Origin of the sequence: Streptomyces sp. NPDC046881 (assembly GCF_040645015.1) — a bacterium.
In the GTDB taxonomy this organism is placed as follows: domain Bacteria; phylum Actinomycetota; class Actinomycetes; order Streptomycetales; family Streptomycetaceae; genus Streptomyces.
Window position 1 is genome coordinate 55363 of sequence record NZ_JBEYXJ010000018.1, and the last position, 26934, is coordinate 82296.

The 26934-nt window shown below is 69.5% G+C and carries 30 protein-coding genes and 2 pseudogenes; 8 read left to right on the plus strand and 24 right to left on the minus strand.

Annotated features, from left to right (window positions below; all coding sequences use genetic code 11):
* Positions 1-703 precede the first annotated feature (703 nt).
* The 3 genes and pseudogenes from ABZ923_RS11945 to ABZ923_RS11955 all read right to left on the minus strand — a co-directional run.
* Positions 704-1066 carry a DUF2795 domain-containing protein gene (locus ABZ923_RS11945; protein WP_361470007.1) on the minus strand — a complete coding sequence of 121 codons (363 nt, stop codon included), beginning with the start codon at positions 1064-1066 and terminating at the stop codon, positions 704-706.
* A 76-nt stretch (positions 1067-1142) separates the two neighbouring features.
* On the minus strand, positions 1143-2285 hold the full coding sequence (locus tag ABZ923_RS11950; protein WP_361470008.1) for a Vms1/Ankzf1 family peptidyl-tRNA hydrolase: 1143 nt from the start codon (positions 2283-2285) through the stop codon (positions 1143-1145).
* A gap of 250 nt (positions 2286-2535) precedes the next feature.
* Positions 2536-2667 (minus strand): annotated as a pseudogene (locus ABZ923_RS11955) (IS5/IS1182 family transposase); the annotation flags it as partial.
* A 28-nt stretch (positions 2668-2695) separates the two neighbouring features.
* On the opposite strand from ABZ923_RS11955, the gene ABZ923_RS11960 reads away from it, so the two are divergent.
* Positions 2696-2821: a hypothetical protein gene (locus tag ABZ923_RS11960; protein ID WP_361470107.1), complete on the plus strand. Its 126-nt coding sequence runs from the start codon at positions 2696-2698 to the stop codon at positions 2819-2821.
* Positions 2822-2880: 59 nt separating this feature from the next.
* On the opposite strand, the gene ABZ923_RS11965 is transcribed toward ABZ923_RS11960, so the two are convergent.
* The 3 genes from ABZ923_RS11965 to ABZ923_RS11975 form a co-directional block, all read right to left on the minus strand.
* Positions 2881-3201, minus strand: coding sequence for a DUF2795 domain-containing protein (locus ABZ923_RS11965; RefSeq protein WP_361470010.1), 321 nt, complete (start codon positions 3199-3201; stop codon positions 2881-2883).
* A gap of 284 nt (positions 3202-3485) precedes the next feature.
* Positions 3486-3872, minus strand: a complete 387-nt coding sequence (locus tag ABZ923_RS11970) for a TraR/DksA C4-type zinc finger protein (protein WP_361470012.1) — start codon at positions 3870-3872, stop codon at positions 3486-3488.
* 43 nt (positions 3873-3915) lie between these two features.
* A complete protein-coding gene (locus ABZ923_RS11975; RefSeq protein WP_361470014.1) occupies positions 3916-4164 on the minus strand; it encodes a hypothetical protein in 249 nt (82 codons plus the stop codon).
* Between the two features lie 200 nt (positions 4165-4364).
* Here ABZ923_RS11975 and ABZ923_RS11980 point away from each other — a divergent pair, with 200 nt between their 5' ends.
* Positions 4365-4580, plus strand: a complete 216-nt coding sequence (locus ABZ923_RS11980) for a hypothetical protein (RefSeq protein WP_361470016.1) — start codon at positions 4365-4367, stop codon at positions 4578-4580.
* 330 nt (positions 4581-4910) lie between these two features.
* On the opposite strand, the gene ABZ923_RS11985 is transcribed toward ABZ923_RS11980, so the two are convergent.
* Both ABZ923_RS11985 and ABZ923_RS11990 read right to left on the minus strand, forming a co-directional pair.
* Entirely contained in the window at positions 4911-5093 is a 183-nt protein-coding gene (locus ABZ923_RS11985; protein WP_361470017.1) for a hypothetical protein, read from the minus strand.
* Positions 5094-5367: 274 nt separating this feature from the next.
* Complete coding sequence (locus ABZ923_RS11990) at positions 5368-6351, minus strand: SMP-30/gluconolactonase/LRE family protein (protein ID WP_361470018.1); 984 nt, start codon at positions 6349-6351, stop codon at positions 5368-5370.
* 120 nt (positions 6352-6471) lie between these two features.
* Between ABZ923_RS11990 and ABZ923_RS11995 the strand changes: the two genes are divergently transcribed.
* A complete protein-coding gene (locus ABZ923_RS11995) occupies positions 6472-6912 on the plus strand; it encodes a MarR family transcriptional regulator (protein WP_361470020.1) in 441 nt (146 codons plus the stop codon).
* 280 nt (positions 6913-7192) lie between these two features.
* Here the strand turns inward: ABZ923_RS11995 and ABZ923_RS12000 are convergent, their stop codons facing one another.
* The 11 genes from ABZ923_RS12000 to ABZ923_RS12050 all read right to left on the minus strand — a co-directional run bounded on the left by ABZ923_RS12000 (position 7193) and on the right by ABZ923_RS12050 (position 17842).
* Positions 7193-8026 carry an acyl-CoA thioesterase II gene (locus ABZ923_RS12000; RefSeq protein ID WP_361470022.1) on the minus strand — a complete coding sequence of 278 codons (834 nt, stop codon included), beginning with the start codon at positions 8024-8026 and terminating at the stop codon, positions 7193-7195.
* 219 nt (positions 8027-8245) lie between these two features.
* Entirely contained in the window at positions 8246-9280 is a 1035-nt protein-coding gene (locus ABZ923_RS12005) for a phosphotransferase family protein (protein WP_361470023.1), read from the minus strand.
* Positions 9273-10055, minus strand: coding sequence for an SDR family oxidoreductase (locus tag ABZ923_RS12010; protein WP_361470025.1), 783 nt, complete (start codon positions 10053-10055; stop codon positions 9273-9275). Before ABZ923_RS12010 ends, ABZ923_RS12005 begins: the two co-directional genes overlap by 8 nt.
* A 1-nt stretch (position 10056) precedes the next feature.
* A complete protein-coding gene (locus tag ABZ923_RS12015) occupies positions 10057-11286 on the minus strand; it encodes an acyl-CoA dehydrogenase family protein (protein WP_361470026.1) in 1230 nt (409 codons plus the stop codon).
* Positions 11273-12085: an enoyl-CoA hydratase-related protein gene (locus ABZ923_RS12020; protein ID WP_361470028.1), complete on the minus strand. Its 813-nt coding sequence runs from the start codon at positions 12083-12085 to the stop codon at positions 11273-11275. Before ABZ923_RS12020 ends, ABZ923_RS12015 begins: the two co-directional genes overlap by 14 nt.
* Complete coding sequence (locus ABZ923_RS12025; RefSeq protein ID WP_361470030.1) at positions 12082-12900, minus strand: SDR family oxidoreductase; 819 nt, start codon at positions 12898-12900, stop codon at positions 12082-12084. Before ABZ923_RS12025 ends, ABZ923_RS12020 begins: the two co-directional genes overlap by 4 nt.
* Before the next feature lie 236 nt (positions 12901-13136).
* Positions 13137-13823: a TetR/AcrR family transcriptional regulator gene (locus tag ABZ923_RS12030; protein ID WP_361470032.1), complete on the minus strand. Its 687-nt coding sequence runs from the start codon at positions 13821-13823 to the stop codon at positions 13137-13139.
* A 32-nt stretch (positions 13824-13855) separates the two neighbouring features.
* Positions 13856-14053 (minus strand): hypothetical protein, encoded by a 198-nt coding sequence (locus tag ABZ923_RS12035; RefSeq protein WP_361470033.1) that lies wholly within the window; start codon positions 14051-14053, stop codon positions 13856-13858.
* Between the two features lie 127 nt (positions 14054-14180).
* Positions 14181-15707 (minus strand): AMP-binding protein, encoded by a 1527-nt coding sequence (locus ABZ923_RS12040; RefSeq protein ID WP_361470034.1) that lies wholly within the window; start codon positions 15705-15707, stop codon positions 14181-14183.
* 183 nt (positions 15708-15890) lie between these two features.
* The gene (locus ABZ923_RS12045) at positions 15891-16520 is read right to left on the minus strand and encodes an HAD family phosphatase (protein WP_243769022.1); all 630 of its coding nucleotides are present in this window, start codon (positions 16518-16520) and stop codon (positions 15891-15893) included.
* A gap of 122 nt (positions 16521-16642) precedes the next feature.
* Positions 16643-17842 (minus strand): acetyl-CoA C-acyltransferase, encoded by a 1200-nt coding sequence (locus tag ABZ923_RS12050; RefSeq protein WP_361470036.1) that lies wholly within the window; start codon positions 17840-17842, stop codon positions 16643-16645.
* A gap of 275 nt (positions 17843-18117) precedes the next feature.
* Between ABZ923_RS12050 and ABZ923_RS12055 the strand changes: the two genes are divergently transcribed.
* The 3 genes from ABZ923_RS12055 (at position 18118) to ABZ923_RS12065 (ending at position 21374) form a co-directional block, all read left to right on the plus strand.
* The gene (locus ABZ923_RS12055; RefSeq protein ID WP_361470038.1) at positions 18118-18999 is read left to right on the plus strand and encodes an alpha/beta hydrolase; all 882 of its coding nucleotides are present in this window, start codon (positions 18118-18120) and stop codon (positions 18997-18999) included.
* A 52-nt stretch (positions 19000-19051) separates the two neighbouring features.
* Positions 19052-19825 carry a hypothetical protein gene (locus ABZ923_RS12060; protein WP_361470040.1) on the plus strand — a complete coding sequence of 258 codons (774 nt, stop codon included), beginning with the start codon at positions 19052-19054 and terminating at the stop codon, positions 19823-19825.
* Positions 19826-20279: 454 nt separating this feature from the next.
* Positions 20280-21374, plus strand: a complete 1095-nt coding sequence (locus tag ABZ923_RS12065) for a DUF3533 domain-containing protein (protein ID WP_361470041.1) — start codon at positions 20280-20282, stop codon at positions 21372-21374.
* A gap of 203 nt (positions 21375-21577) precedes the next feature.
* On the opposite strand, the gene ABZ923_RS12070 is transcribed toward ABZ923_RS12065, so the two are convergent.
* On the minus strand, positions 21578-22690 hold the full coding sequence (locus ABZ923_RS12070) for a catalase family protein (RefSeq protein WP_361470043.1): 1113 nt from the start codon (positions 22688-22690) through the stop codon (positions 21578-21580).
* A 106-nt stretch (positions 22691-22796) separates the two neighbouring features.
* On the opposite strand from ABZ923_RS12070, the pseudogene ABZ923_RS12075 reads away from it, so the two are divergent.
* A pseudogene (locus ABZ923_RS12075) lies at positions 22797-22877 on the plus strand (IS5/IS1182 family transposase); the annotation flags it as partial.
* Positions 22878-22882: 5 nt separating this feature from the next.
* On the opposite strand, the gene ABZ923_RS12080 reads toward ABZ923_RS12075, so the two are convergent.
* Positions 22883-24253, minus strand: coding sequence for an FAD-linked oxidase C-terminal domain-containing protein (locus ABZ923_RS12080; RefSeq protein ID WP_361470044.1), 1371 nt, complete (start codon positions 24251-24253; stop codon positions 22883-22885).
* Positions 24250-24951, minus strand: coding sequence for a GntR family transcriptional regulator (locus tag ABZ923_RS12085; protein WP_361470046.1), 702 nt, complete (start codon positions 24949-24951; stop codon positions 24250-24252). The genes ABZ923_RS12080 and ABZ923_RS12085 overlap by 4 nt, the downstream gene beginning before the upstream one ends.
* Before the next feature lie 112 nt (positions 24952-25063).
* On the opposite strand from ABZ923_RS12085, the gene ABZ923_RS12090 reads away from it, so the two are divergent.
* On the plus strand, positions 25064-25678 hold the full coding sequence (locus ABZ923_RS12090) for an isochorismatase family cysteine hydrolase (protein WP_361470048.1): 615 nt from the start codon (positions 25064-25066) through the stop codon (positions 25676-25678).
* On the opposite strand, the gene ABZ923_RS12095 is transcribed toward ABZ923_RS12090, so the two are convergent.
* Positions 25618-25803, minus strand: a complete 186-nt coding sequence (locus ABZ923_RS12095; protein WP_361470050.1) for a hypothetical protein — start codon at positions 25801-25803, stop codon at positions 25618-25620. The two genes, ABZ923_RS12090 and ABZ923_RS12095, sit on opposite strands and share 61 nt — an antisense overlap.
* Positions 25804-26044: 241 nt before the next feature.
* The gene (locus tag ABZ923_RS12100; RefSeq protein ID WP_361470051.1) at positions 26045-26560 is read right to left on the minus strand and encodes a GNAT family N-acetyltransferase; all 516 of its coding nucleotides are present in this window, start codon (positions 26558-26560) and stop codon (positions 26045-26047) included.
* Positions 26561-26934: the final 374 nt, after the last annotated feature.

The following is a 26934-nucleotide window of genomic DNA, read 5'->3' on the forward strand; positions in this document are numbered from 1 at the left end:
TTCCTGCTCCGGGTCGAAGACCTCTGGTACCGGGACACGGCCGACACTCACCGGCGGGCCCTTCATCTCCGCAAGGTCGTGCGCGATACCAAGGGCTGTCCTGTGAATGATCTTCTGGTGGCCTCGGGCAGTTCCGACGGCCGGCATTTCACCGGGTACCGTCGCCGACCAGCGGCGGCCTTGCCGCCGCAGGCACATCGCCGACCGGACATGGCCCTCTGCACCGGACACTGAAGCACAGAGCCCCAGCCAGCATGATCCCGCCCCTGCGCCGGCATCGGCGTCACCGGCAGTCGCAGCGCCGGCAGGGTCGCGTGGCCCGCCCAGCCGACAGGCGACCGCGTAGTACCGGCGATCGCGCTCGTCCTGGACCGCCGCGGCGCTGCACGGCCCTGAAGAGCACCTCGAGGGCGCCGATCTGGGTGTCCCGGAGGTGCGGGTACGACACCCAGGCGTGGAAGGGCGGCGTAAGCCTGCCGGCGCCAGTCGAGGTCCAGCGTTCAGGCCAGCACCTGAGACTTGTCCGGGCGATCATGTCCGGAGCCAGATGACCAGGGCTGCCGCTGTGGTGGTGCCGAGGTAGACGTAGCCGCGCTTGTCGTAGCAGTCAGATGTGTCGATGACTTCGTCGGTAAGGTCGTCTTCGGGCGGTTCTCCTCGGGAACGGTCATGACTGCTCCCTGCTTGTCCACGCGGCGACGATTCACGCTGTGGGCTCGCCGCCGAGCGCCTCGACAACCTCGGTCACATTGGCGTACTCGCCGCTTTCCGGGAGTTTCCGCGCCGCCTCCAACACGGGGTCCGGCGCGTGGTGAGCTTCGAGGACGTCGAGCAGCCCCCGGCGGCCGGTCGGGAAGGCGGCGCGCTCCAGGTGGCGCGCCAGCTCAAGCCGCAGGGAGTCCGCTTCGGCGGTGGCCCGGGCCTGTTCACGTTCCTTACCGGGTGGCGGGACGGGGCCACCGGGGTCGACGCGGATGTCGTCGTCGGCCGGCGGCTCGGGGTCGCTGGCCTCCTCCACGTGCGTAGGCCGGCCGGCACGCAGCTGCCCTTCCAGCTCGTGCTTCATCTCGTCGTCCTTACGGGGACCGACCGGGTTACTGCCTCGTTCCATATCCGCACATCTCCGTTTCCTGCCGCGCTGCTTACGCCGCGCTGGGTTCGTGCGTCCACCGCAGCAGGGCGCCGAGGCCGCCCGTGGGCACGTCCGCTCCCTCCCCGTCTGTGGGAGGAACGAACAGCACGTCTGCGGCCGTGGCGGCGGCCGCCCGCAGCAGCGCGTCGTCGGCCCGGACGGCGACGGGATCGCCTTCCCCGAGGGTCTGCGCGTCGGTACGGCGCACTGCGACCTGATCCGGCGCGGCACCCACCCATGTCTCGGTGGCCAGCTCCGGACCGTCGGAGCGGATAAGGAGTGTGTCGATGCGGTGCTCCTGAGCGGCTTCCACCAGTGCCGGGACCCCTTCCACCGCGTCCGGCGGGCTGCCGGTCTCCGACCGCCCGGCGCGGAATCGGTCGAGTGCCTTCTCCACGCGCCGATGTGCGTGTTCCCGCCGGGCCTGCTCGATGGCCTCTTCGAGGGCGGGGGAGGAAGAGCCGGCGGCGCGTCCGCCGTGCTCCGTGGCCACCGTCACCTCGCGGACGGCCTCGGGAAGCCTCTCCAGTACGGCGGGGCGCTCGCGGACGTCACCGACCAGCACGACGAGCTCGGCACCGGACTCCTCATAAGCCGAGCCGAGAGCCTCGGCGATCTCGCCGGCATTGTGGTCCCAGGTGTTCTCCACCTTGAGCTGGAAATGCCGCTGGGACCAGTCGCCAGAGGCCGTACGGTGGACCGGGCTCTGCCGCCCCTCGACGCCCCCGGCGTCCTTCGGGCCGGCCGCCCCGCGCAGTTCGAAGTCAGCGCCGGTCCGGTCGATGTACGCCACGAGGCAGAGCGGGTCCTGCCCGGCCAGCTCCAGCAGTGGCGTCAGGCGCGGCAACGGCGCCCAGCAGGCGATCGGGCTTTGCGGCGGTCGGGAAAGGCGGCAGCTGAGCGCCACTTCGCCTCCAGCGGCGAAGATCACCCGGCCCGCTGGGTCTTCCTGGGGCGTGATGCTCATCAGAGCGTCGCGCACCGCCTGGACGGTCGCCGGGTCAGCGCCCTCGTCCTCCAGCGTCCGACAGGCGTCCCGAAAGATCAACTCACGCCGTTTGGCTCCCGACGCATCGTTCTGAGCCGGGCCGAAGTACACGGTGGCCCACGGACCGCGTCGGTCGAGCAGTGGCTCAAGAAATGTCAGCTGCACGATTCCTCCCTATCCCGGGTGAAAGCCGAGTGCCCAGAGGTCGGCATGGGACACGGAGACACGGAACCGCATCACGTCAGCCGAGTTCTCCTTGGCGTTGTCGGTCGGCTACATCCGTCTACCGTTGGAGACCGTCGCGACTCGACTGCACCCGCACCAGTATCACTGGCGGTCGCCGCACCGTGACCGTCGGATGCTGGGGCCCTGCTGTCGTGCGGCAGCCATCGCTGCGGGCAGTGCCAGAGGACTCGGCGAGTTCGTCGCGTCGTGTAGCCAGGCCGCGCCACTGCTTGAGGCGGTTGATACACCGGACGGTGTTCCGTTGCTTTCAGGGGCCCGCGCCGAAGCGGGGCGGACGGCCGCCTCGGCGGCCCCGTCGCAGGTGAGGGCGGCTCGGTCGGGCTCGCTCGGTGTACGACGTCGAGAAGGTCGCCGCCCGCATCATGGGCGGCCTGGAGCGCCGGCGCACCACCGTGTACGCGCCCGCCTGCTTCGGTTGGTCCAGCCGGTGCGTGCCGTACTGCCGCCGCTGGTAGTGCGTGCGCATGGCGCGCCGGCAACTGCCCCGCCCGGAGGCCGAGGGAAACCTCGGCCGTCAGCTCTCCAGCTCCTCCTCGATCGGCGGTTTCGGCACATCGCGCAGGTGCTGGGACTGCCCCGGCCTGCCGCCCTCGCGGGCCTGCTCGGCACGCTGTGCCGGGCTCAGACCCAGGTCGGAGCTGGGATCCACGCGCACCGACCGGGCCACCTCTTCACGGTTGGCATACTGCTCGGCCGGGATGCCACGCAGCGCCTTCACGACATCCGTCGCGGCGCCCGACCGGCTGGCCGCTTCGATCAGCTTGTCCTTGCCGGCGGGGAAGTCGACATCCTTGATGGCCTCCACCACGTCCCGGGCACTCGTACTGCGGGTCATGGCCTGTCTCCCTCATCGGAATCCGCTGGGCCAGCCGGGTAACCGGCGGGGGCCACTCACTCACCTCCTTTACCCGCCGGATTCCCCCCGGTTTGTCGGTCTGGGCCAGGGGGCGGTCCGACAGGAGGTGATCGTCGCGCCCGAACCCGGGAGCAAGAAGTACGACACCGAGCGCGCGAGGGCTCACAAGGAAGCGGAGCGGTCGGGGGATCTCCGACCAGGACGCTGCGCTGTGCACACGTCGAGGGCCAGGACGGCATATCGCGCCCTCGACCATGCACGCTTCAGCGAGCCAGAGACGCGCAGCGCACGCAGGTTTTCGCCGCCGGGCGAACTTCGAGGCGCCCCGTCGGGATCGGCTCACCGCATTGCTCGCAACGCCCGTAGTCGCCTCTCTCCAATCGCTCCAGGGCGTGATCGAGATCGTTGAGATGCTCGCGCGCCTGGGACAGCAGGGCGGCGACGTGCGCCCGCTCGAAGGCCGTGCTCGCCCCCTCCGGGTCGTGCTCGTCGTCAATGGCTACCAGGGCGTTCGCCTCGACGATTCCTTCGAACTCACGGCTCAGGGCGGATATCTGCTGCAGTGTGCTGGCACGGTCGGCCGCCAGCACCGCACGTATCGACTCGCTCGGAGGTACGGGAAAGGCGGCATTGCTGCCTGGATCGCTCATATGGGAGGAAACCTTTTCGTCTTGGGTCCAATTCCCGGGTTCCTCAGCCGTGACGTGGGCGGCCACGCTGGTACCGCTTCGGCCACGGGACGTCGTGACGGAGCACGTGGGCCGCGCGGAGCGGCCAGGTCGGGTTGCGCAACAGTTCGCGCGCGAGCTCCGGTGCGGTGATCAGGCCGACCGCGGAGACGGGCAGGGCCGCGCCCTGGCGGACGGCTCGGGCGAAGGGAACCTGGTAGCCGGGCTCCACTTCGATACGGGCGTTGTGGACGCCGCCGCTGGTGGCATCCACCAGATCGACGCCGGAGCACGCAGACACGCACCGAGGTGCCGTGGATGACTTCCTGGAGGTGGCGGACGGTGTCGTAGGCCTCTTGCAGGGGCTGCAGCGCTCGATGCCGGCGGTGAGGTCGGTGGTGTGCCCGGTGAGGTTGGCGTGGCGAGTTTGGGCTGCGTTGGTGGCGGCTGCCGCTTCCGTGTGTCCTCGAGGGCATGCGGTGCGTCGTCGTCCAGGACGGCGTCTTCGGCAGCCTGAAGGGTGTCGAAGCCCTGCTGGCGGGCGGCGGTCTGGTGGCGGCGGCTTCGGTGGCGGCCCTGAGTCGGTCGGCGGTGCGGCTGAGGTCGGCCAGGCGGTCGGCGACGGTGGGCGCGCCGTGGCGTGCTTGGTCCAGCTGCTGGGTGAGGTCGGTCAGCTGGGTGGAGAAGTAGTCGCACTCGGCGTTGCATGCCGCAAGGCGTTCGCCGGCAAGCTGCTGTGTTCGCGGTCGAGGACGGTGAGGTCCTCGTCAAGCGGCCGGACAGCCTGGCTGCGGACAGGGCGTACAGCAACCGGCCCTACCGGATGTGCCTGTGCCGGGGAGGAACCGGCACGTCCGTTCCCGGAGAAGGCCGACACCCGGGCCGCCCGCCTGCGGGCTCGCGAGGCGGACGGCCGCCGGGCTCCGACGCCGAGCGGTACAAGAAGCGCAGCGTCGTGGAACGAGCGATCAGCGAGCTGAGGCGGTTCCGGGCCGTGGCCACCCGATACGGCAAGCGCGGCTACGTCCCTCTCAGCACCGTGACGACCACCGCGGTCGTCATCCGGCTCCGCTCATGAGCGGCCGGGTGAAGTGCCGTGGTCTCGCCGACCGCCGCGAGAAGTTCGAACGGCGACTCCTCGTCACCCTGGCCGACGGCCAGGGCGAGCCAGCGGCCGGCCTCCGGGCGCAGCCCGACTGACATGCTCCCGGCCGGCACAGAGAGTCGATCGGCACAGAGAGTCGATCGGCACAGAGAGTCGATCGGCTCGGGCACCGTGGCGCCCGCGAAGCCGGCCCTCAAGTACGGCATCAGGTCGACGTGCCGGGTCTCTCCCCAGCGGTCGGTGAGGGCCACGGTCGGCGGCTTCGAGCGGAGCTCGGAGAGCCGCTCCGGCCTCCCGGGCAGCATGCCGTCGGGATCGTCCCAGAATTCCGGGCCGGCCAGCGGCTGATCAACTGGGCACAGTTCAGGGCCGTCAGATCCCGCTCAGCCACGCCACCGTGAACGGCGTCTCGGGCGTCCCTGGCCCCATCGGGCCGCCCTTGTCGAACTGCGAGCGGACGACCAGCAGCCGGCCATGACGGCGAGCGAGCGTGGTCGGGATCTGCAGCGCGGCATCGGTGACCCGCTGCTCGAGCCGCGCGGTGTGGGCATCCGCGTCCAGATGCCAGCGGCTGACGGTGTTGACGGTGTTGTGCGCGACCCAGAGCGTGCCGTGCGCCAGCTCCAGCCCGTCACCGTGCTTCAGGTCCCCGCCGTGCAGGGCGACTTGGCGCACGGCGCCGCTCGCCAGGTCGATCCGGTACAGGCCGCCACCGGTCATGTCGACCACGAGCAGGTAGCGCCCCGCCGGGTCGGCGACGATGCCGTTGAGGGTGTAGGCGGCCGGGGACCGGGGATCCCGTACCGCGCTCAGGTCGTGGCCCACCCGAAGCGACGCCACTGTGCCGCGGGCCCGGGACAGGTCGGCGGGTGTGACCGCGTAGACGACCGCGCGGGTGCTGTCGGTGAGGTACGCGGTGCCGTCGGGGGCGATCGCCAGGTCGTTGACGAAGCGGGGCTCGTCACCCGGCACCCGGAAGCGGGCGAGCAACGCGCGGTCGCGTACATCGTATACGTCGACGCCGCTGGTGGAGTCGATGACCCAGAGCCGGCCGGCCCGGTCGACCTTCAGCCCGTTGGCAGTGTGCCGGCCGTCGGCGCCCGCCGGGAGGAACACCTCCGCGGTACGGCGGCCTGGCGCGGCCCGGTAGACGGCACCGGTGGTGTACGAGCCGACGAACGCGTTCCCGGTGCGCGGGTCGAGACCGATGCCCTCGGGGTAGACGCGGTCGCCGGGGAGTGCGAACGCGGTGGTGATACGGGGCACCGTGGCCGCCTGTGCGGTCGGCGCCGTGGCGGCGACGGCCAGGGCCCCGGCGAAGGTCAGGAACGTACGACGGTGGATCGAATGGGACACGACAGCCCTCTCGGTTCGGCTACCCACAACGATACGAACGTAGATTAGAGTTCTAATCATCGTCAATGCAGTAACCGATGGGAGGAGGGTCATCTATGAAGTGCTCGATACCATGCGTGGATGACGTCCATGCCCGTGTCCGAGCGTCTCGGCTCCCACATCAAGCGGGCCGAGCAGGCCCTCAATGCGACCAAGACCGCGGTGCTGAAGCCGGCGGGCCTGACCGTCGCGCAGTACTCGGCGCTGGTCCACCTCGCGGGTAACCCGGGTATCTCGGCCGCGGCCCTCGCCCGGCTGTGCGGGGTGACGCCACCGACCATGAACACGGTGCTGAACAACCTCCAAGGCCGTGCCCTGATCGAGCGCACCCCGCACGAGTGGCACCGCAACGTTCTCGAGACCCGCCTGACCGAGCAGGGACGTGCCGTGATGGCCGACGCCGATGCGCGGGCCGTTCGGGTGGAGCGGGCCCTGGCCGCGGAGTTCACGGACGAGGAGCGCGAGGCTCTGATCGGCCTGCTGGGACGCTGTGTGACGCTACTGGAGAAGGAGCGACCCTGAGGCCCGCGCGCTCTACACCGAGGCCGTTGGCGCAGTCCTCACGTTCCTTCGCGTTCCCGGCGGAGGCGCCGGACTCACCTGGGGTGAAGGACAACCTTCAGCGCATGCGGGCAGCAATCGCGCTCACCGACTCAGAACAGGCGGCTGTCGATGACGGCTTCGACCGGCTGATCTCTATGCTGCTCCGCGGGATCTGAGCGCCTGAACAGCGTCGCCGCCCGCCTGGCGGCCGGGACGTTCCTCCACGCCGGGCAGACCTGCGTCGCGCCCGACTACGTCCTCACCGACCCCGAGACCGCACGTGCTCTGGAAGCCGCATGAGTCCCTCCTGCGCGACGGCGGCCACCAGACGCCCGCCCGTGTCGAACAGCCTTCCGCGGGTGAGCGCCCGGCCGTGCTCGGCCGACGGGGAGACCTGGTCGTACAGCAGCCACTCGTCGGCGCGGAAGGGACGCAGGAACCACAGCGAATGGTCCAACGACGCGCCCTGTACGGCGGTTCGGGGATGTGGCAGCCGCGCGGAGCCCAGCAGTGCCATGTCGCTGAGATAGGTCAGTGCGCAGGCGTGGACGGCACCGTCGTCCGGCAGCGGACGCCCGTACCGGATCCACACTCGCTGGCAGGGCGGCGCCCCCGGGACGTGGCCGATCTCGCCCCTCGGCACCCATCGCATCTCCCAGTCGCCCCACTCCGCGGGCCGCGGCATGCCCCAGCCGTTGATGTGGTCGGACTCCGGGATGTCGTCAGGTGCCGTCACCACCGGCATGCCCACCTGGTGGGAGAACCCTTCGTTCCCGCGATGGAACGACGCCGTCACCGTGAAGATCGCCTCCCCCGCCTGAACTGCGGTCACCCGGCGGGTGCAGAAGCTGCCGCCGTCGCGGATCCGCTCGACCAGATGGTCGGTCGGCTCGTGAGGACGGCCGGGCCGCAGGAAGTACCCGTGCAGCGAGTGAGCCGAGTACGACCGGTCGAGGGTACGCGCCGCGGCCATCAGCGACTGGGCGGCGATCTGGCCACCGAACGTCCGCGTCCACTCGCTGGGGATCGGGCCGGAACGGAACCGGTCCGGCCCGATCTCGTCGAGGGCCAGGACCTCTGGCAGGCCGGCCATGCTTCGGCTCCTCTCGCTGGTCACGCGGACGTCGCCCCGCGCAGTTCACGGGGCAGGATCTTGCCGCTGGTGGTCTTAGGCAGCACGTCCGGATGCTGACGGTCCGCGGGGCCTCGTAGGCGGCCAGGTTTACGCGCTGTCGACAGGATGACTGTCTGCCTCATCACCGCTTCTTTCCTGTAGGCGTGAGTGTCAAAGCCCGGTGGGCAGGCGGTCGGGTCAGATACCTGCCGTGTCCGCCACCTCGTGGGCCTTCGCCACCAGTGCGTCGATGCGCTCTGCAGTCGGAGTCCCGGACGCGGCCTTGTTCCGCGGTTCGTCCATCGCGCGGCGCATGACGCCCTCCGCGATGATCGCGACCTTCCACAGTCCCAGCGCGTGCCAGTAGCCCAGCGCCGTCAGGTCGCGTCCCGACACCGCCGAGTAGACCGCCACGAGTTCCTCGCGGGTCGGGAAGCCGTCGAGAGCGGTCGCGACGAAATCGCCCGAGGTGTTCTCACCCTTGGCCGGCCAGTAGGCGAGCAGGCTGCCCATGTCCGCCAGTGGATCCCCCAGCGTCGACAGCTCCCAGTCGAGCACCGCGGTCACCTCCCCGCTGTCGTAGGAGGTGATGACGTTGCGCAGATGGAAGTCGCCGTGCACGAGTGTCAGTTCACGCTGCTCCGGGACGGCCGCGACGAGGCGCCGGGTGAGGTCCTGAAGGGCGGGCAGTTCGCGGGTCCTGGACCTCTCCCACTGGGCCGACCACCGCTTGAGCTGACGTTGCGCGTACGGCTTGTGGCTGGCCAGACCGGTCAGCCCGGTCACGTCGAGATCGACCGCGTGTATCTTCGCCAGCGTCCGCGGCAACGACATCCCGATCGCCCGGCGGTGGTCTGGCGTCAACGACCGCGCGATCGACATCCTGTCGACGACCTGGCCGTCCACGAACTCCATGAGCAGCAGCGGGACGTCCGTCACGGCAGGATCGTCGATCAGACCGAGCACCCGCGGAGTCGGGACGGCGGTGTCCTCCAGCGCGGTCAGAATCCGCGCCTCGCGGGCCACGTCGTGCGCCGACGCCAGCAGGCGACCCAGCGGTGGGCGCCGCAGCACCCACCTGCGGCCGTCCTGGTCCCGTACCAGGTAGGTCAGATTCGACTGACCGAGCCCGATCCGGTCGAAGACAGGCGGCCCGGCGAAGTCGACGCCGAGGGTCTCGAACCAGCGGCTCACCGCCCCGGCGTCGATTCCGACGATGTCCGCGCTAGACACCGGTGCCGGCACCTTGCCTGAACGGGAGCGCGTCACCGAGCAGTTGCCCACCGTCGATCACCAGGGTTTCGCCGGTGATCCAGCTCGCCGCGTCCGAGACGAGGAAGGCGACCGCCGAGGCGATGTCGGCGGGCTCCCCTATGCGGCCCAGCGCCATCGAGGCGGACACGGCCTGCTCGTGCTCCTTCCACAGGGCCTCGGCCAGCTTCGTGCGCACCACACCCGGTGCCACCGCATTGACGCGAACCTTCGGAGAGAGTTCCAGGGCCAGCTGCTTCGTGAGATGGATCAGTGCGGCCTTGGAGGCGTTGTACAGCCCGATGTTCGCCTCGGTGGCCATGCCGCCCACCGATGCGGTGTTGACGACCGCTCCGCCGTGCTCGCCCATCCAGGCCCGCGTGGCCAGACCCGTCCACAGGACGGGCGCCCACAGGTTCACGTCGAAGGTCTTGGCGAACCGACCGTGGTCCTGGTCGATGACCGGCCCGTAGGCCGGGTTGGTGCCCGCGTTGTTGACAAGGATGTCGAGGCTTCCGAAGCGCTCGAGCGTTAGATCCACACAACGCCGGGCCGCCTCTTCGTCGACCGCGTGCGCACCGACGCCCATCGCCGTGCCCTTGACCTGGGCCGCTGCGGCGTCCGCCGCCTCCTGCGACCGGGAGGTGAGGACGACGTTTCCGCCGGCCGCGGCGATGGCCTGGGCGATCGCCAGGCCGATACCGCGCGAGGCTCCGGTCACGACCGCGGTGCGACCGGTGAGATCGAATCCCGCCATCTCAACTCACCTCTGCCGTGGCGGCGTCGCGGTACTGCCGCAGTTCGCGTGTGGCGATGGCCCGCTTGTGGACCTCGTCGGGACCGTCCGCCAGCCGCAGCGTCCGCAGATGCGCGTACATCATCGCCAACGGGAAGTCGTCGGTCACTCCGGCTCCCCCGTGCACCTGGATCGCGCGGTCGACGATCTTCAACGCGATGTTCGGGGCGGCGACCTTGATGGCGGCGATCTCGGTGCGCGCTTCCTTGTTCCCGACCGTGTCCATCAGATACGCGGCCTTGAGGGTGAGCAGCCGGATCATCTCGATGTCGATGCGCGCTTCCGCGATCCAGTCCTGGATGTTGGACCGGTCGGCAACCGGACGGCCGAACGTCACCCGCGACTGGGCGCGCCGGCACATCAGCTCCAGCGCCCGCTCGGCCGCGCCGATCGCCCGCATGCAGTGGTGGATACGGCCGGGTCCGAGCCGGGCCTGACTGATCGCGAAACCCTCACCCTCGCCCTTGAGCACGTCCTTGGCCGGCACCCGTACGTCGGCGAAGTCGATTTCGGCGTGGCCCTCACGGTCCTGGTAGCCGAACACCGGCAGATTGCGCATCACCGTGATCCCGGGGGCGTCGATCGGGACGACCATCATCGACTGCTGCCGGTGCGGGGCAGCGGTGGGATCCGTCTTGCCCATGACGATGAGCACCTTGCAGTTGCGGTGCAGGGCGTTGGACGCGAACCACTTGCGGCCGTTGAGCACGTACTCGTCGCCGTCGCGCTCCATCCGCAACTCGATGTTGGTGGCGTCGGAGCTGGCGACACGCGGCTCGGTCATCGCGAAGGCCGAGGCCATCGTCCCGTCGAGCAGGGGCTTGAGGTACTTCTCCTTGTGCTCGTCGGTGCCGAAGAGCGTGAGCACCTCCATGTTGCCGGTGTCGGGAGCATTGCAGTTGCAGGCCTCGGGGGCGATGTGGCTGCGCCCCATGATCTCCGCCAGCGGCGCGTACTCGAGGTTCGTCAGCCCCGGCCCCCACTCGGGGTGCGGGTGGAAGAGGTTCCACAGTCCGCGCTTGCGCGCCTCCGCCTTGAGTTCCTCGATGATCGGCGGCTGGAAGTGCGGGTCGCCCGACGCGCGCATCTGCTCGTGGTACACCGCCTCTGCGGGGTAGATGTGCGAGTCCATGAACTCGAGCAGATCCGCCTGGTACTTCTTGGCGCGGTCCGACATCTCAAACAGGGACATCTGAACTCCTGACTGGGAGGGAGGGAAAATTCGGTGGGCGCCTGCCGAGGTGGCTGGCCACGCCTTCGACGAGATCGGCCCCGCGGAAGGCCTGGAGTATGAGTCCTTCCGCCCGGGTCACCGACTCGGCGTAGGTGCCGTCCGCGTCGTTGCGCAGTTGCCTCTTGATGGTGGCCATGGATGCCGGGGAGCAGCGCGTCGACAGATCGGTGGCGTACGCGACAGCGGCATCGACCACACTGCCGGTGGGGACCAGGTGGTCGAGAAGACCGATACGCAGTGCCTCCTCGGCCTCCACCATGCGACTCGACAGCAACAGGTCCGTTGCCCGGCTGTGCCCCACCAGGCGGGGCAACAGCCAGGAGATCCCGTACTCGGCGATCAGCCCGCGCTGGGCGAATGCCGTGGTGAACCGGGCCGAAGGCGAGCCGAAGCGAACGTCGCAGTACAGCGCCTCCACCATGCCCAGACCTGCGGCTACCCCGTTGACCGCACCGATCAGCGGTTTGCGCAGGGTCAGCGGTACGTCGCGCGGCCGGCGTCGCGCCGTGTCGGCCTCGGAGACCTCGCCGGCCGTCTGCAGCCGCTGGAGGTCGGCTCCGGCGCAGAATCCACGTCCGGAGCCGGTGACCACGACGGCGCGTACGTCCGGGTCGTCCTCGGCGGAGTCGAGCAGCGTGAAGTAGCGGTCTTCGAGTTCGTCGGTCCAGGCATTCAGTTTGGCAGGGCGGTTGAACGTGAGTACCAGCACGGGGCCGCGGTGTTCGGCGAGGACCAGCTCGCCCGGCACGCCGGTCATGCCTGCGCCGTCAGGGAGCTCTGGTAGCGCCGCATCCCGCGCAGCCACCGGTCGTAGTCCGAGCCCTTCTGCCGGTACATGTCCAGGACTTCTTCGTGCGGCAGGATCAGGAAGCGCTCGTCCTCGATCGCGGCGAGGACGGCGTCGGCGACCTCGGCCGGTTCGAGGACGTCACCCGCGGACGTGACGGCCTGTGTGGCCGCTCTGCCCAGGGCCTCCCCGGAGTCCTTCCCGGAAGACAGCATCCTGGTGTTCACCCCCATGGGGCACAGACAGCTCACCCGGACCCCGCGATCGCCATAGGTGATACTCAGCCACTCGGCGAAGCCGACGGCCGCATGCTTGGTGACGGCATACGTGGCGGAACCGATCTGGGTGAGCAGCCCGGCCGCCGAGGCGGTGCTGACGAAGTAGCCCTCGCCGCGTTCGAGCCACCGCGGCACCAGCAGCCTCGCCGCACGGATGTGGGCTCGCAGGTTCACGTCGATCGAGAGGTCCCAGTCCTGCTCGCCCGCGTCGAGGCCCGGTGCCCCGGCGACGCCCGCGTTCGCGAAGTAGAGGTCCACCGGACCGAACGCGCTCTCCGCCAGGTCGATCAACTGCTGGATCTGGGCGGTGTCCGACACGTCCGCGCCGGCGCTGACGGTGCTTCCCGGATGGTGGGCGTTGACTCTCCTGGATGCCGTCCGCGCGGTGTCGGCGTCGAGGTCTGCGACGACGACCCGGGCACCCTCGCGAGCGAGTCGTTCTACCAGCGCGCCGCCTATGCCGCCGCCCCCACCGGTGACGATGGCGACTCTCTGTGCAACGTTCACAGCGAACCCTCTCCATGGCGGGGTGTGCAGTGCCGGGGCCCGTCCCTGGTGCTGACGCGACCGTGGTCTCCGTCCCACTGTATAATTGAATCTGACGTCAACTTCAACAGTAGGGCGTGAATCACTACACGGCAGAGGTCGGGCAGGATGAACGGCTGCAGCCGGTCCCTGGCGCCGGGACCAGCGCCGCCCGGCCTTCGCCGGCGGCGCTCCCCGCGGCAGGCGCTACGGCGGGATCAGCGGTGGCCGGGGAACCGGAGGGCGTTCGCCCAGAGCCGGGTGACCGTGGACACGAGTTCCTCGAAGTCCACTGACGTACCTTCTTCTTGCCTGTCGCCGAGCACGAAGGCGTTGTAGGCCATGGCGCTGACCATGCTCGAGAGCGCCCGGGAGGCCATCATCGGATCGACCTCACGGTCTGCGACACCCCGCGCCTGCAGGTCCGCGATGCCGCGGGCATTGCGGCGAATGAACGCATCCGAGCGGCGGCTTCGGAACTCTCGGAACTCCGGCTCCACCTGTGCGACCTGCTCAAGCAGTCCCATCAGCTTGGCGTTCCGGCGGTACGCCCTGAGATAGGCCCGATTGCTCGCCTCGAGCACCGCATACGGATCGTCGGTATCCTCCACCCGGCCCATGCCGGGGTGCAGCATGTCCTCCTGCGCCTCCAGGAGGACGGCGGCAAGCACCTCTTCCTTGTTGGTGAAGTAGGTGTAGAAGGACCCCGACGCACATCCGGCTTCTTTGGTGATGTCGGCGAGGCGGGCGTCGAGGTAGCCGTCCCGCTCGAACACCTTGCGCGCGGCCTTCACCAATGCGGCGCGTGTCCGTGCTCCGCGCGTCGTCGTCGGCGGCTCGCGAAGTGGCGTGGGGGGCGCCACCGGAGGTGCCTTCTCGCTGTCCTCGGGCGCAGTGGTGTCCATCCTCGGAAGGATACTTGAATCCGACGCCGGCCTCATAACTCGATTACACCCTCGTGGAACCGCTTTTTCGCCTCGGCGTACTCACGGGCGAGGCGCTCGACGACCGCTGCCGCGGGACGTACCGCGCCGTTGACATCGGCCCGGACGCCGAGAGAGGCGATGCCGATCGGCACCTCGAACTCCGCGACGGTCGAGAGGTCCTCCGCCAGGCGTGAGGTGGTCCTGTGCACGATGAGGTTGACCGGAACGGCGCGGACGGCGCCTCGGGGCGGTCGGCGTCGTGTTTGGCCAACGTCTCCGTTATGCGCTGCAGCCAGTCGCCAAGCGCCGACTGGCGCCGCGCACGCCGACCGACGGTCAGTGCCGGCGAGCGGGTACGTCACCGAGCGCGGGGTCGCGGGTCAGCTCCGTACGGTCGATGGAACGCTTCAGGATCTTCCCGCTCGGGCCCTTGGGCAGCGCGTCGACGAACCGGATGATGCGCGGGATCTTGTAGGCGGACAGTCGCTCTCGTGTCCAGGCCGACAGCTCCCCGGCACTGAGATCGGAACCGGGCCTGGTGGCGACGAGCGCGGCGACCTCCTCGCCGTAGTGGTCGTCGGGAACGCCGATCACGGCTGCCTCGATGATGTCCGGGTGCTCGTAGAGAACTTCCTCGACCTCACCGGGGTAGACGTTGTAGCCGCCCCGGATGATCAGGTCCTTGACCCTGTCGACGATGCGCAGGTCGCCGTCTGCGTCGGTTTCGCCCAGGTCGCCGGTCCGGAACCAGCCGTCGGGGGAGATTGCCGCTGCGGTGTCCGCGGGGCGGTTCCAGTAGCCGCGCATCACCGTGGGTCCCTTGATGTGCACCTCGCCGACGGTGCCCGGCGGGCACTCGTCGCCCTCGATGTCGCGCACCTGGACCTGCATCCCCGGGACCGCCCGGCCGGTGTACCCGGTCTTGCCACCGCGGTCGAGGTCGTTGAAGGTGCCGAACGCGGTGGTCTCGGTGAGTCCGTAGCCTTCGAGGATGGTGCAGCCGAAGCGGGCCTCGAAAGCCCGGGCGATCTCTCCGGGCAGCGACGCGCCACCGGAGACGGCGACACGGAGTTGGGCGAAGTCCGCCGGGTTCGCATCGCCCGCGGCGTGCAGCATCGCGTTCCACATGGTCGGTACGCCGGCCATGATGGTCAGCCGGTCGCGACGCAGCATCTCCAGCATCGACACCGGGTCGAATCGGGCCAGCAACGACATGGAACCGCCCGCGGTCAACGTCGCCATCATGACCGCCGCCTGCCCGAACACGTGGAACAGCGGGAGTCCGGTGCCCGTACGGTCGGAGCTCGATGCGCGGCTGCACTCCGCGCCGATCTCCCCTGCGGACAACAGGTTTCCGACCGTGAGCTGGGCACCCTTCGGTCGCCCTGTCGTACCCGAGGTGTACAGAATGGCCGCGGTCTCGTCGCGGTCCCGGTCGACGACGCGGCCGAGGGCGGTCTCGGTGACCGTCGCGCCCGGCGACAGCGTCCAAGAGGGCACCTCGAGCGCCGAGGCGGCCTCCGCGACGGCGGGGCCCAGGGCGTGCCATGTGATCGCCAAGGAGCATCCGGCGTCGCCGAGAACGTACTCGGCCTCGGCACGGGTGGACATCGTGTTGACCGGCACCACGACACAGCCCGCGGCCTGTATCCCGAGGTAGGCCACCACGAACTCGGGCACCGACGGCGCGGCCAGCAGCACCCGGTCCCCGGGCGACAGACCCGCGGCGGTCAGGGCGCCCGCGTAGCGAACGCTCGCGTCGCGCAACTGCCGGTAGGTCCACTGATCCGCGCCGCCGCGCAGCGCGATGGCGTCGGGAGTCGCAGCCGCGTGGCGGCAGACCGGGTGGAGAACACTGACCATGGGCGGTGCCTTCCGGGGAAGTGAGCAGGTGATTCGGTACGGATCCCACCGTCCGTCAGCAGGCGTGACGAGGGCGTCGGTTCAGGTCTTCGGATCGAGCGGAAGTCCGCTGTCCTCGACCTGCTCACGGTGTCGATCCGGGGCATGACGGGATCTCCCGCGACGGGTCGATCCGTCGATCGGTCAGACGGTGATCCTGAAGCGTTCGGCGAGTTGGCGGCGGGTGTCGGGGGCACTGGTGTGCAGCACGCCCCCGACTCCGATCCGTGCCGCTCCGTCGAGGTTCTGCTGCAGATCGTCGATCATGACTGCCTCCTCCGGGGTGACACCGAGGCGTTCACAGGCAATCGCGTAGATCCGCCGGGAAGGCTTGCGGATCCCGACCTCCCCGGAGATGACGACCGCGTCGGCCACAGCGGCCAGGTCGACGCCGTCGTAGGTTCCGGTTCCGAACGAGTTGGATACCACCGCAACGGGGTACCGGGCGGCGCGGAGATCACCGAGCAGGGCGAGCATGTCCTGGTCGATCGTCATTCCCGCCTGCATCCGGGCCGTGAGCCCCTCCGCCCGTACATCGGCGCCGTGGGCACGGAGACGCTCGGCGAACCCTCGCTCGAAGGCTTCCGCGTCGATGCGGCCGGACTCGTGGTCGGCCAGGAGGGTGCGTGATGCCTGGTCCCGGCTGAGGAGGTCCAGCGGCAGGCGGGGGTCACCGCCGAGCGAGGCGCCGAAGTCGGTGAAAGCCCGCAACACGCTGGAAGTGATGACCCCGCCGAAGTCCACGAGGACCGCGGTTCGGGCCTTTTCCGTCACGCTGGACACAGTAGTCACACCCTCTCTCGCGGCCGACTTCCCACCGGCCAACGGCAGCCGCGTTCCGTCGGCTTCACCATCGGAGCCCTTGCCGCCGGCGCGCAGCCGGCGGGACGCGGACCTCAGGCGACCTCGAACAGCCCGGCTGCGCCCATTCCGCCACCGACACACATCGAGATCACCACATACCGGACGCCGCGACGCTTGCCCTCGATCAGGGCGTGCCCCACCAGGCGGGCGCCGGTCATTCCGTACGGATGGCCGACCGAGATCCCGCCGCCGTCGACGTTGAACCGCTCCGGGTCGATGTCCAATTCGTCGCGGCAGTACAGCGCCTGGGACGCGAACGCCTCGTTCAGTTCCCACAGACCGATGTCGTCGATGGTGAGGTCGTGCTGCTTCAGCAGCTTCGGAATGGCGAACACCGGACCGATCCCCATCTCGTCCGGCCCGCAACCCGCGACGGCCATGCCCCGGTACACGCCCAGCGGCTCCAGTCCGCGGCGCTCGGCTTCCTTGGACTCCATCAACACCGACGCCGAAGCCCCGTCCGACAGCTGCGAGGAGTTGCCCGCCGTCACGCTGGACTGCGCGGTCACCTGGCCGTCCGGCAGCACCGGCGCCAGTGCTGCCAGGCCCTGGAGGGTGGTCGACGGGCGGTTGCCCTCGTCCTGGGTCAGGGTCACGGCCTCGTCCCGCACCTCCCCGGACTGCTTGTCCAGGACCTTCTTGACACCGGTGAGCGGGACGATCTCCTGGTCGAACCGCCCGGCTTCCTGCGCCGCTGCGGTGCGCTGCTGTGACACCAGCGCGAACTCGTCCTGGCGTTCCCGGCTCACGCCGTAGCGTTCGGCGACGATCTCCGCCGTGTGCAACATCGGCATGTAGATGCTCGGCTTGTGCTCGACCAGCCAGGGGTCCGCCATGCGGTGGGTGTTCATCCGGTCGTTCTGCACCAAGGAGATCGACTCGACACCACCGCCGACAGCGACCTGCATGCCGTCGCCGACGATCTGCTTGGCGGCCGTCGCGATCGCCATCAGGCCCGACGAACACTGCCGGTCGATCGTCATCCCGGACACGGTGTCCGGAAGACCGGCACGGAGGGCCGCCTGGCGGGCGACGTTGCCACCTGAGGACCCCTGCTGCACGGCGCAGCCGAAGATCACATCCTCGACCTCGCCCCCCTCGAGCCCGGCGCGCTGCACCGCGTGCGAGAGGGCGTGGGCGGCAAGTTGCTGCGCCTGGGTGTCGTTGAACGCACCGCGGTACGCCTTTCCGATCGGCGTCCTTGCCGTCGAAACGATGACTGCTTCCCTCATGTCGCCTCACTTCTTCCTGTCCGTCCCGGTCGTCCGGGAGCTTCAGGGCTGGAATCCGGAGCACCGTGAGGCGCGCCGACGGGCGCCGCGGCCCGTGCGGCGGACGGGAGCCAACCTCCCGGCCGTTTATAGTTGAAGTCGGCGTCAAGTTCAACCATGTCTGGAAGTCATACGGCGCACGGCTGCGGTTGCCGGGGATTCGCACCCCCTCACCTTGACAATCCACTTCCACGACTGAAAGCTGACCGACCAGTCGGTACGAAGGGTCGAAGCACATGACCGAGCTGAGCATCTCCACTGCTGCGGGCGTGTTCGACGCGATCGTGGCGGGTCCGCCCGAGGGCCGCCCCGTGCTGCTGCTGCACGGTTTCCCGCAGACCGGGCTCGTCTGGCGACGGCAGATCGCGGCGTTGCCGGAGCACGGCTACCGGGTGGTGGCACCCGACCAGCGCGGGTACTCCCCCAGGGCCCGGCCCGAGCGGCCCGAGGCCTACCGCATCAGCCTCCTGGTCGAGGATGTCGTCGCGATCGCAGAGGAACTGGGCTGGGCGGCTTTCGACCTGGTCGGCCATGACTGGGGAGGCGCGGTGGCGTGGTGGGCCGCCGATGGCCACCCCGACCGCGTGCGTACTCTGACGGTTGTTTCCACCCCGCACCCCGGCGCTCTGGCCAGCACCCTGCGCACCGACCCGGACCAGCGGGAGAGATCGCGGTACATGATCGACTGGCGCGAAACGCCCGCTACCGAAGAGCGCATGCTCGCGGGCGATGCCGAGGCGCTTCGCGCCGCCTACGCCGGAAAGATCCCGCAGGACAGTGCCGAGGCCTATGTGCGGCACCTGTCCCAGCCGGGCGCTCTCACCGCGGCGCTGAACTGGTACCGGGCCGGCCGCCCCGACGACGCGATCGGCGTCATCGACGTGCCGACGCTGTACGTCTGGAGCACGGAGGACAGCGCGTTCGGCCCAGTGGCCGCGCAGGAGACGGGGCGGTGGGTCAACGGGCCGTACCGATTCGAAATCCTGAAGGGCGTCAGCCACTGGGTCCCCGAGGAAGCGCCCGAGACGCTGAGCCGCCTGCTGCTCGAACATCTGCGAGCGCACGGCGAGCACGGAACAACAGCGAGTACCACGTCTGTCGACTCTCAGAAGAGGTGACCTTGTGAAGACAGCGCGAGCAGCCTGGCGCCGACTCGAGCCCGTACACGCCATGATCTACTTCGCCCCCGAGGCAAGGCGACGGTACGCGGACCTCGGACTCAGCGGACGTGCCGGGTACTTCGCCTCCCGGAGCGCCGCCTTCGGCCGAGCATCTGCCGATCTGGTGATCTCGACCTTCTACAACTTCAACCCCGGTTTCGTACGGAAGGCGATCGACGGGGCCTGGGATGCGGCGACGCCGCAGCAGGTGCTGGACGCGCGGCACGCCGCCGCGAGCGAGGCTCTGCGACGCGCGGAGATCCACGAACTCCCGGCCCTGGGCGAGGTCGTGGCGTTGACCCGCAGGGCCGTCGAGGCCGCCTGCGAACACGTACAGGGCCGCCCGCTGTTCGCCGCACATGCCGCGCTGCCCTGGCCGGAGGAACCGGTACTGCAACTGTGGCACGCCCAGACACTGCTTCGGGAGTTCCGTGGAGACGGCCACGTCGCGTGCCTGCTGAGCGAGGGCCTAGGGGGCTTGGAGTCTCTGATTCTGCACGCTGCCACTGGTGAGGTTCCCGTCGACTTCCTCAAGGCGAGCCGCGCATGGCCCGCGGACGAGTGGGCCGACACCGCGGAGCGCCTGCGCTCGCGAGGTCTCCTCGACGGCGATGCCCTCAGCCCGGAAGGCGGTCGCCTGCGCCAGCACATCGAGGACCGCACCGACCGCCTGGCCCTTCCCGCCTACGCCGCGCTGGGCGACGCCGACTGCGAACGCCTCGCCGAACTCGCGAGCCCCTTCGGCCGCAAGGTCGTCGACGCCGGCCTCCTCAAGGTCGGCTGACCGAGCCCTGCGTACCCCCGAAGCAGGCGTCGTGCTCTCACTGGCTGTTCTCCATCCGCCCGCGTGGTCGGTTCGCTGCGAACGGGGTGCTGGTTCGGGTGAGTTGCCCGGTGCGGAGGCATGAAGGAAGGGCCTCCTGGTAGCTCGCGGTTGTCGAGTCCAGCGAGTGGCAAGAGGCCCTGGTGTTGAGGTGTCGCGTCGCCATCGGGGTCGGCGCTGCGGCCATCGCCCTGACCGGTGCGTCCCTCGCCGCACCGGCAGCCACCCAAGAGCGCAGCACTGGCCCGGTTCTACGGCAACGGTCAGCGGACGTACGGCGATGTTCAGCTGTGCCTGCAGGCCGATTCCAGCGGAGCGGTCTGCGCCGTCGTCACCGTGTCAGCCGTTGTCAGGTGAGTCCCGTGACATGCACTGCGCGTTCGGTGTTCTGGGTCATTCGGGGTACATGCGCGCCATGAGCGCCGATTCTCCCTCCACCTCCGCCGCCCCAGCCGGGGGTTTCCTGGCCGAACTGCGGGACGCCATCGGCTTCCGCGCCTTTGGGCTCGTACTCGGCGGCCTGCTGATCCAACTCGCCTTCACCGTCTCCTACCTGGGCGCGTTCCACTCCCCCACCCCGCACCGGATTCCGGTGGCGGTCGTGGCCCCGGGGCAGGCGTCAGCGCAGATCGTGGCCAAGCTCAACGGGCTCGACGGCGACCCGGTGAAGGCGACCGCCGCCGCCGACGAGTCCGCCGCCCGGCAGCGGATCATGGACCGTAGGGCGGACGCCGCGTTCCTGTTCAACGCGACCGGCACGAAGGACACCCTGCTGGTCGCCTCGGCGGGCGGCCCCTCGGTGTCACAGACCGCCTCACAGCTCGCCCAGAGGATCGAGGCCGGGCAGAAGCGGCAGGTCGCGGTCACCGACATCCGAGCCCCGAACAGCGGCGACGGGCGCGGCATGACCTCCTTCTACCTGGTGCTCGGCTGGGTGATCGGCGGCTATCTGACGGCGACGATCATGAATATGTCCGCCGGTTCACGACCGGCCAACCAGCACCGGATCACGATCAGGCTGGCGGTGCTGGGTTTGTACGCGATCGTGTCCGGGGTCGCCGGCGCGGTGATCGTGGGGCCGGTGTTCGACGCACTGAGCGGTCACTTCTGGGCGCTGACCGGGATCGGCACGCTGGTGGTGTTCGCGTCGGCGGCGACCTCACTCGCGCTGCAGACGCTGCTGGGCATGCTCGGCACCGGGGTGACCATCCTGCTGTTCGTGGTGCTGGGCAACCCGAGCTCGGGCGGGGTGTACCCGTCGGTGCTGCTGCCGGGGTTCTGGAGCGCGATCGGACAGGCACTGCCGCCGGGCGCGGGCACCACGCTGGTCCGCAACACCGTGTACTTCGACGCGCACGCCACATCGATCGCCTGGTGGGTGCTCGCCGCCTACGCGGTGGGCGGTACCGCGGTCGCGCTGGTCGCGGCCTGGTGGCGGGAGCGGCGCAAGGCGGCCATCGGCGCCGTTGGATCGGACCGCAGCGGACCGGCCCCCGCACCTGCAGGGTGACGGCCGTGCCGACCGGTGCGACCGCCCCAGGAACCAGGTGGCGATGTGGCTGCTGTGCGAGCCGTCGTCCTCGTCGAGCCGACAGCCAAGGCGCTTCTGCGGCACGGCAACGGCGACTGCCCCCGCATGGGGGCGAGCACCGCGGTACACCGGGCCGACGCCGGCCGTGCCCGGACCGTCCGGGCACGGCCGGAGTGGAAAGCTCAGTCCAGCAGCTGGGCGCTGCCCGCCGGTTCACGCCGCTCTTGTCCGTTGATGCGGTGCCTTTCGATGGACGAGCGCCGGTACACCTCCTGCCGCACCCGCTGGATCTCGCCGATGGGCCGGTGCTCCTCGCGTGATCGCCACGGCGTGATCGACGTGGCGTCGGCGGCCGCCAGGTTGTCGTTCCCGCCGATGTCCTGGCGCGGGAGATCCACACGGGCGACCGTCACCCAGGGGGACAGGTCCTCGGGCCACTTGACGGACGTGTTGTCCACCGGCATCCGGGCCAGATCGGTGTTGAGCTGGACCTGCAGCTCGAAGGAGTGGTCTCGCTCCACGGCCTCGGCCACCAGGGTGCGACGGAAGGCCTCGTTGTCCGCGCGCACGTCCACGATCTGGTGCGTCAGGGAGGCCAGGGACTCGGCCGTCGGCACGGTACGGATCTTGGCGATGTGGTCGCCGTGCCGGAAGGCGCCCATGCTGTTGTAGGTGTACGACAGCAGGTTCCTGCGCGGGACGGCAGTGAACGACAGCATGGCGAGCAGTTCGTCCCACAGCCAGCTGTCGGGATCGGTGAGCGTCTGTCGGCGGGTCAGGAAATCCGCCATCCAGGTCTTGCGGCGGGCCGGGTCCACCAGGGCCTCGGGCAGTTCGGCGAACAGATCCTCGATCACCATGTAGTCGTAGGCGGTGTTCGCGAAGAAGACCTCGTTGTTGATCAGGTTGAGGTCGAAGGTGCCGCTGTCTCGCTCGTCGTCCAGCAGCGAGGGGCCGGCCACTCCGAACAACTTGATGCCCATTCCGCACGCCGCGCCCAGCTGGTGGTCGGGGCGGTCGTGGCCCAAGCCGTTCGAGTAACGGACGACGGCGTCGTACACGGTCGGCCGGGCAAAGATTCCCTGCCCGTAGAAGCCTGCGTTGTCACCCACCGTGACCGTGGCCCTGAGGAGGCCGTAGGTCTTTCCATGGGCAGCGCGGACAGCTCGGCCGACAGCCTCGCGCTCGACCGAGGCGCGCGTACGGCGCGCCACCTGGGCGACAACCGCCTCCATCTCCTCCTGGTAGGACGGGCGTTCGGTGGGACGGTATTCCTCGTAGCGGACGGGCTTCATTGTGCCGCCTCCCTGTCGTGGGGTACTGACAGCAAACGTAGCCCGCAATTCAGTTGTGCACAATCTTTCTGTGGGCCATCACACGTGGTGGTTACGGTTCGCTCCGCCGAAGGGCGAGGAAGACGACTGCACCGCCCACCGCACAGTCCGTACCCGCACGGAACATGCCATCGGCCGAATGAAGAACGCGCTTCAGTACCCACGTCCTGGGTTGAGGATGCCTCCGGGGTCGAAGACGGCCCTGATGCCGGTCATCAACTCCCGCTCGGTGGGGCCGAGTTGTGCGTCGAGGTAGCGTGTCTTGAGCGAGCCCACGCCGTGCTCGCCGGTGATCGTGCCGCCGAGCGCGAGGGCGGCGGCCACGATGTCGTCGAAAGCGGCACCGGCGCGGTCGGCAGCGTCACGGTCGGTGGCGTCGTAGACGACGGTCGGATGCAGGTTGCCGTCGGCGGCGTGGCCGAAGGTGCCGATCAGCACGCCGTGGTCGGCGGCGATCCGCTCGATCGCGTCAAGCAGTCGGGGAAGGTCCTGGACCGCGACACCGACGTCGTCGAGCAACGTGGTACCCAGCCTCTCCAGAGCCGGGTACACCGTTCGTCTGGCCTGCATGAACATCTCGCCTTCCGTCGGGTCGGCGGTGTGCAGCACCTCGGTGGCGCCGCCGGTCTCGGCCAGCCTGGCGCAGGTGGTGGCCTCCTGATCGGCGGACGGCCCGTCACACTGGACGAGCAGGAGCGCCCCGGCCGACTCGTCCAGTCCCATGCGCGTCAGGCGATTGACGGCGCGCATGCACGTGCGGTCCATGAGCTCCACCGCCGCCGGGTCGGCGACCGACGCGATCCGCAGCACGGTGTCGACCGCCTGTTGGGACGTCGGGAACGAGGCCACCACGGTGGCGGTTGCCGCCGGGAACGGCCGCAGTCGCACGGTGGCGTCCACGATCACCGCGAGGGTGCCTTCGGAGCCGACGAGGAGCCGGGTGAGGTCGAGCCCGGTGACGTTCTTACGGGTCGGCGGACCGGTCCGGATCACGCGGCCATCGGCGAGTACGGCCGTCAGCGCGGCGACATGGTCGGCGGTGACCCCGTACTTGGCGCAGCACATGCCGCCTGCGTTGGTCGCCAGGTTGCCGCCGATGGTGGAGATCGCCTTGCTTCCCGGGTCCGGCGGATACCACAGGCCGTGCTCGCGGGCGCGGGCGTCGAGATCGCCGGTGAGCACGCCCGGCTCGACGGTTGCCGTCCGGCCGGGCACGTCCAGGGCGAGGATCCGGTCCATCATGGCGAGCGAGAGTACGACGCAGCCGTCGATCGCATTGGCCGCGCCGGCCAACCCGGTGCCGGCCCCCCGGGTCACCACCGGGGCGTGATGGTCGCCGGCCGTGCGCAGCGTGGTGATCACGTCATCGGTCGAGCGGGCCCGCACCACCGCCGCCGGGCGTCCCGCGGGAGCCAACAGGCACTGGTCACGGCGGTAGGCCTGCATAGCGTCCCGGTCGGTGACCACCCGGCCCGGCAGCGCGGCGGCGAGGGCGGCGGCGACGTCATCGGCAACCTCGGTCATGGCGTCTCCGGCTCGTAGAAACCGCGGATGTGAGCGACGACCAACTCGGCGGCACGGTCGGTCTCCCCCGCGTCCAGCGCGTCGACGATCGCCTGGTGTTCGGCCAGCAGACGCGCGAGCACCGTTCCTCGATCGGCCACCGCGGCGAGCGCGTCGAGCAGGTAGCCGGCGATGCAGTCGCGCAACACCCCGATGACGAACCCCAGCGCCTGATTACCACCGGCATAGGCGAGCTGCACGTGGAAGTCCACGTCCGCGGCGTGGAAGGTGTGGATGTCGGCGTTGTCCACCGCTGTCGCCATGGTCAGCAGACAGGACCGAGCCGCCTCCGGCACGGACGTGGTCTGCCGTATCGCCTCCGCCTCCAGCAGCGTGCGCAGCGCCACCAGGTCGGCCAGCGGGATCGCGCCGACCTGCAGCGCGGTGCTCAGCGCCAGGCCCGCCGCACCCGCCGTGCGCTCGTGGGTGACGCGCGGACGCGCGGTGGAAACGGTGTCCGCTCCGCTGATCAGACCGTGTGCCTGCAACACCCGCAGCGCCTCGCGGATGGTGGACCGCCCGACACCGAAGGACTGGGCGAGTTCCGTTTCCGTGGGCAGCTCGGTGTCGGCGGGGAATGTGCCGTCGAGGATGGCCGCCCGCAGGCGCTGAGCCACCTCCAGACTCAGGGGCACGCGCGAGACCGGTGAGATCGTCATGGCCACACCCTAGCTACTTGTCTGTTTGTCGGACAAGCAACTAGGGTGCTTCTCGCTGTGCCCCAGGACACAGAGGGCCACTCCCTCAAGGACGCGGAAGTCAGGTGTCGCCATGACCGAGAAGCTCCAGCTCGACCCGGCCAGGACCGCGATCGTGCTCATCGAGTACCAGAACGAGTTCACCAGCGTCGGAGGCGTGCTGCACGACGCGGTCGCCGACGTCATGCGGCGCACCGGCATGCTCGCCAACACCGTCGCCCTGGTCGACGCCGCCCGGCGGGCCGGAGTGTCGATCATGCACGCGCCGATCACGTTCGCGGAAGGCTACGGCGAGCTGACCCGCCACCCGTACGGCATCCTCAAAGGCGTCGTCGACGGGAAGGCGTTCGTCAAGGGCACGTGGGGTGCCTCCATCGTCGACGAGCTCACGCCGGCGAACGGGGACATCGTCATCGAGGGCAAGCGCGGGCTCGACACCTTCGCCAGCACCAACCTCGACTTCATCCTGCGCAGCAAGGGCATCGACACGATCATCCTCGGCGGCTTCCTCACCAACTGCTGCGTCGAGTCGACCATGCGCACCGGTTACGAGCACGGCTTCCGGGTGATCACCCTGACCGACTGCGTCGCCGCCACATCGCAGGAGGAGCACGACAACGCCATCTCCTACGACTTCCCGATGTTCTCGCTGCCGAGGACCTCTGCGGACGTCATCGCCGCCCTGTAGTCCGCCTGCGGTTGCAGCCGGACCTCGTGCCCGCCCGCCCTGGCGCCCTCGGCGTAGGCGTCCGCCAGGGCGGCGCAGTAGTTGCCGATGGCCGGAGGGCCGTCGATGACGAGAATGCGTCGCACCCTTGCTCCCGCCGCATGGAGGGCCCTCCACACGGGACTTGCCACGCCCTGGCTCCTCGGCCCCGCGCGTGGGGCCGCGTCGCCCGTTCGGAGGCACCTCGTGCCGGCCCCCTGATGAGGTCGGACGACACCTGTGCCACCTCCGTCCTCGCCGCGCGGCCCCGGGCTGTGACCACTCGGGCCCGGCCGTCCCGAAATCGCCCCTCAGCAACGCCTCATCGCCCCAACCGGAACGGAGAGGCTAGAGAGGGATGCGGATGTCGAGCACGGGGCCGGTGGCGTCGACCAGCGTCGCGTCCAGTTTCTCCAGGACATGGAGCATCGGCTTGTTGCTCGCCGCCACCGCGGCGGCCAGCTCGTGATGTCCCTCGCGGCGGGCGACGGTCGCCGCGTGTTCCGCCAGCGCGGTGCCGAGCCCCCTGGCCTGCCACGCGTCCTCGACCAGGATCGCGAGTTCCCCCACCCCTCGCTGATCGGTGCGCATGACGTTGGTCATGGCGATGATGTGGTCTGTGCGCTCGGCCGGAGTGGTCACCAACGTGGTGCCGCGCTCCGGGGCGGACAACTGACGCCATTCGGCAGGTGAGAGCCCGGACTTGCCCGCGTGGTAGCGCAGGGCTCGGCTGTCCGGCGAGCAACGGCGATGCAGTTCCTGGACCGGCACCAGGTCGGCGGGGGCCGCCGCCCGGGTTCGGATCGCGGTGCCGTCGGGCAGCGTGATCGATTGTGCGGCGTCTCGACGGCCGGCGTCGGACATCAGCGTTCTCCTCACATTGCGATCGTGACTGCTGGGCCACGGGTCCCGGGGGGGGGCACGAGCGCGGCCTTGCTCCGCAGTAGTCTTTTTCTGCCTGCAGGCCGATTCAAGGGGACTTCGCGCCACGTTGGTTGCGCTCTGCTCATGCTCAACCACGGAGGGGAACGAAGATGTGAAGGAATCGCGGTCGTCGTAGACGCTGATCCTGAGCATCGCTCTCGTCATCGCTCGAAGAATTACACGGAGGACCGCCCGACCCTGACGCCCAGGACAGGCCGATGAACGTCCCTACTTTGCATAAGCGAGACACTTCTGACTGGGTGTCCACCCACATTCCCTCACCCCGAAGCCACAGACGACTCCCCTGTGCCCCA

Bases quoted from the DNA above. Each gene is read 5' to 3' on its own strand.
- ABZ923_RS11945 (WP_361470007.1), bottom strand. From the start codon at position 1,066: ATGAAGCACGAGCTGGAAGGGCAGCTGCGTGCCGGCCGGCCTACGCAC.
- ABZ923_RS11965 (WP_361470010.1), bottom strand. From the start codon at position 3,201: ATGACCCGCAGTACGAGTGCCCGGGACGTGGTGGAGGCCATCAAGGAT.
- ABZ923_RS11970 (WP_361470012.1), bottom strand. From the start codon at position 3,872: ATGAGCGATCCAGGCAGCAATGCCGCCTTTCCCGTACCTCCGAGCGAG.
- ABZ923_RS11980 (WP_361470016.1), top strand. From the start codon at position 4,365: ATGCGGTGCGTCGTCGTCCAGGACGGCGTCTTCGGCAGCCTGAAGGGT.
- ABZ923_RS11985 (WP_361470017.1), bottom strand. From the start codon at position 5,093: ATGTCAGTCGGGCTGCGCCCGGAGGCCGGCCGCTGGCTCGCCCTGGCC.
- ABZ923_RS11995 (WP_361470020.1), top strand. From the start codon at position 6,472: ATGACGTCCATGCCCGTGTCCGAGCGTCTCGGCTCCCACATCAAGCGG.
- ABZ923_RS12000 (WP_361470022.1), bottom strand. From the start codon at position 8,026: ATGGCCGGCCTGCCAGAGGTCCTGGCCCTCGACGAGATCGGGCCGGAC.
- ABZ923_RS12010 (WP_361470025.1), bottom strand. From the start codon at position 10,055: ATGGCGGGATTCGATCTCACCGGTCGCACCGCGGTCGTGACCGGAGCC.
- ABZ923_RS12015 (WP_361470026.1), bottom strand. From the start codon at position 11,286: ATGTCCCTGTTTGAGATGTCGGACCGCGCCAAGAAGTACCAGGCGGAT.
- ABZ923_RS12020 (WP_361470028.1), bottom strand. From the start codon at position 12,085: ATGACCGGCGTGCCGGGCGAGCTGGTCCTCGCCGAACACCGCGGCCCC.
- ABZ923_RS12030 (WP_361470032.1), bottom strand. From the start codon at position 13,823: ATGGACACCACTGCGCCCGAGGACAGCGAGAAGGCACCTCCGGTGGCG.
- ABZ923_RS12040 (WP_361470034.1), bottom strand. From the start codon at position 15,707: ATGGTCAGTGTTCTCCACCCGGTCTGCCGCCACGCGGCTGCGACTCCC.
- ABZ923_RS12050 (WP_361470036.1), bottom strand. From the start codon at position 17,842: ATGAGGGAAGCAGTCATCGTTTCGACGGCAAGGACGCCGATCGGAAAG.
- ABZ923_RS12055 (WP_361470038.1), top strand. From the start codon at position 18,118: ATGACCGAGCTGAGCATCTCCACTGCTGCGGGCGTGTTCGACGCGATC.
- ABZ923_RS12060 (WP_361470040.1), top strand. From the start codon at position 19,052: ATGATCTACTTCGCCCCCGAGGCAAGGCGACGGTACGCGGACCTCGGA.
- ABZ923_RS12065 (WP_361470041.1), top strand. From the start codon at position 20,280: ATGAGCGCCGATTCTCCCTCCACCTCCGCCGCCCCAGCCGGGGGTTTC.
- ABZ923_RS12070 (WP_361470043.1), bottom strand. From the start codon at position 22,690: ATGAAGCCCGTCCGCTACGAGGAATACCGTCCCACCGAACGCCCGTCC.
- ABZ923_RS12080 (WP_361470044.1), bottom strand. From the start codon at position 24,253: ATGACCGAGGTTGCCGATGACGTCGCCGCCGCCCTCGCCGCCGCGCTG.
- ABZ923_RS12085 (WP_361470046.1), bottom strand. From the start codon at position 24,951: ATGACGATCTCACCGGTCTCGCGCGTGCCCCTGAGTCTGGAGGTGGCT.
- ABZ923_RS12090 (WP_361470048.1), top strand. From the start codon at position 25,064: ATGACCGAGAAGCTCCAGCTCGACCCGGCCAGGACCGCGATCGTGCTC.
- ABZ923_RS12100 (WP_361470051.1), bottom strand. From the start codon at position 26,560: ATGTCCGACGCCGGCCGTCGAGACGCCGCACAATCGATCACGCTGCCC.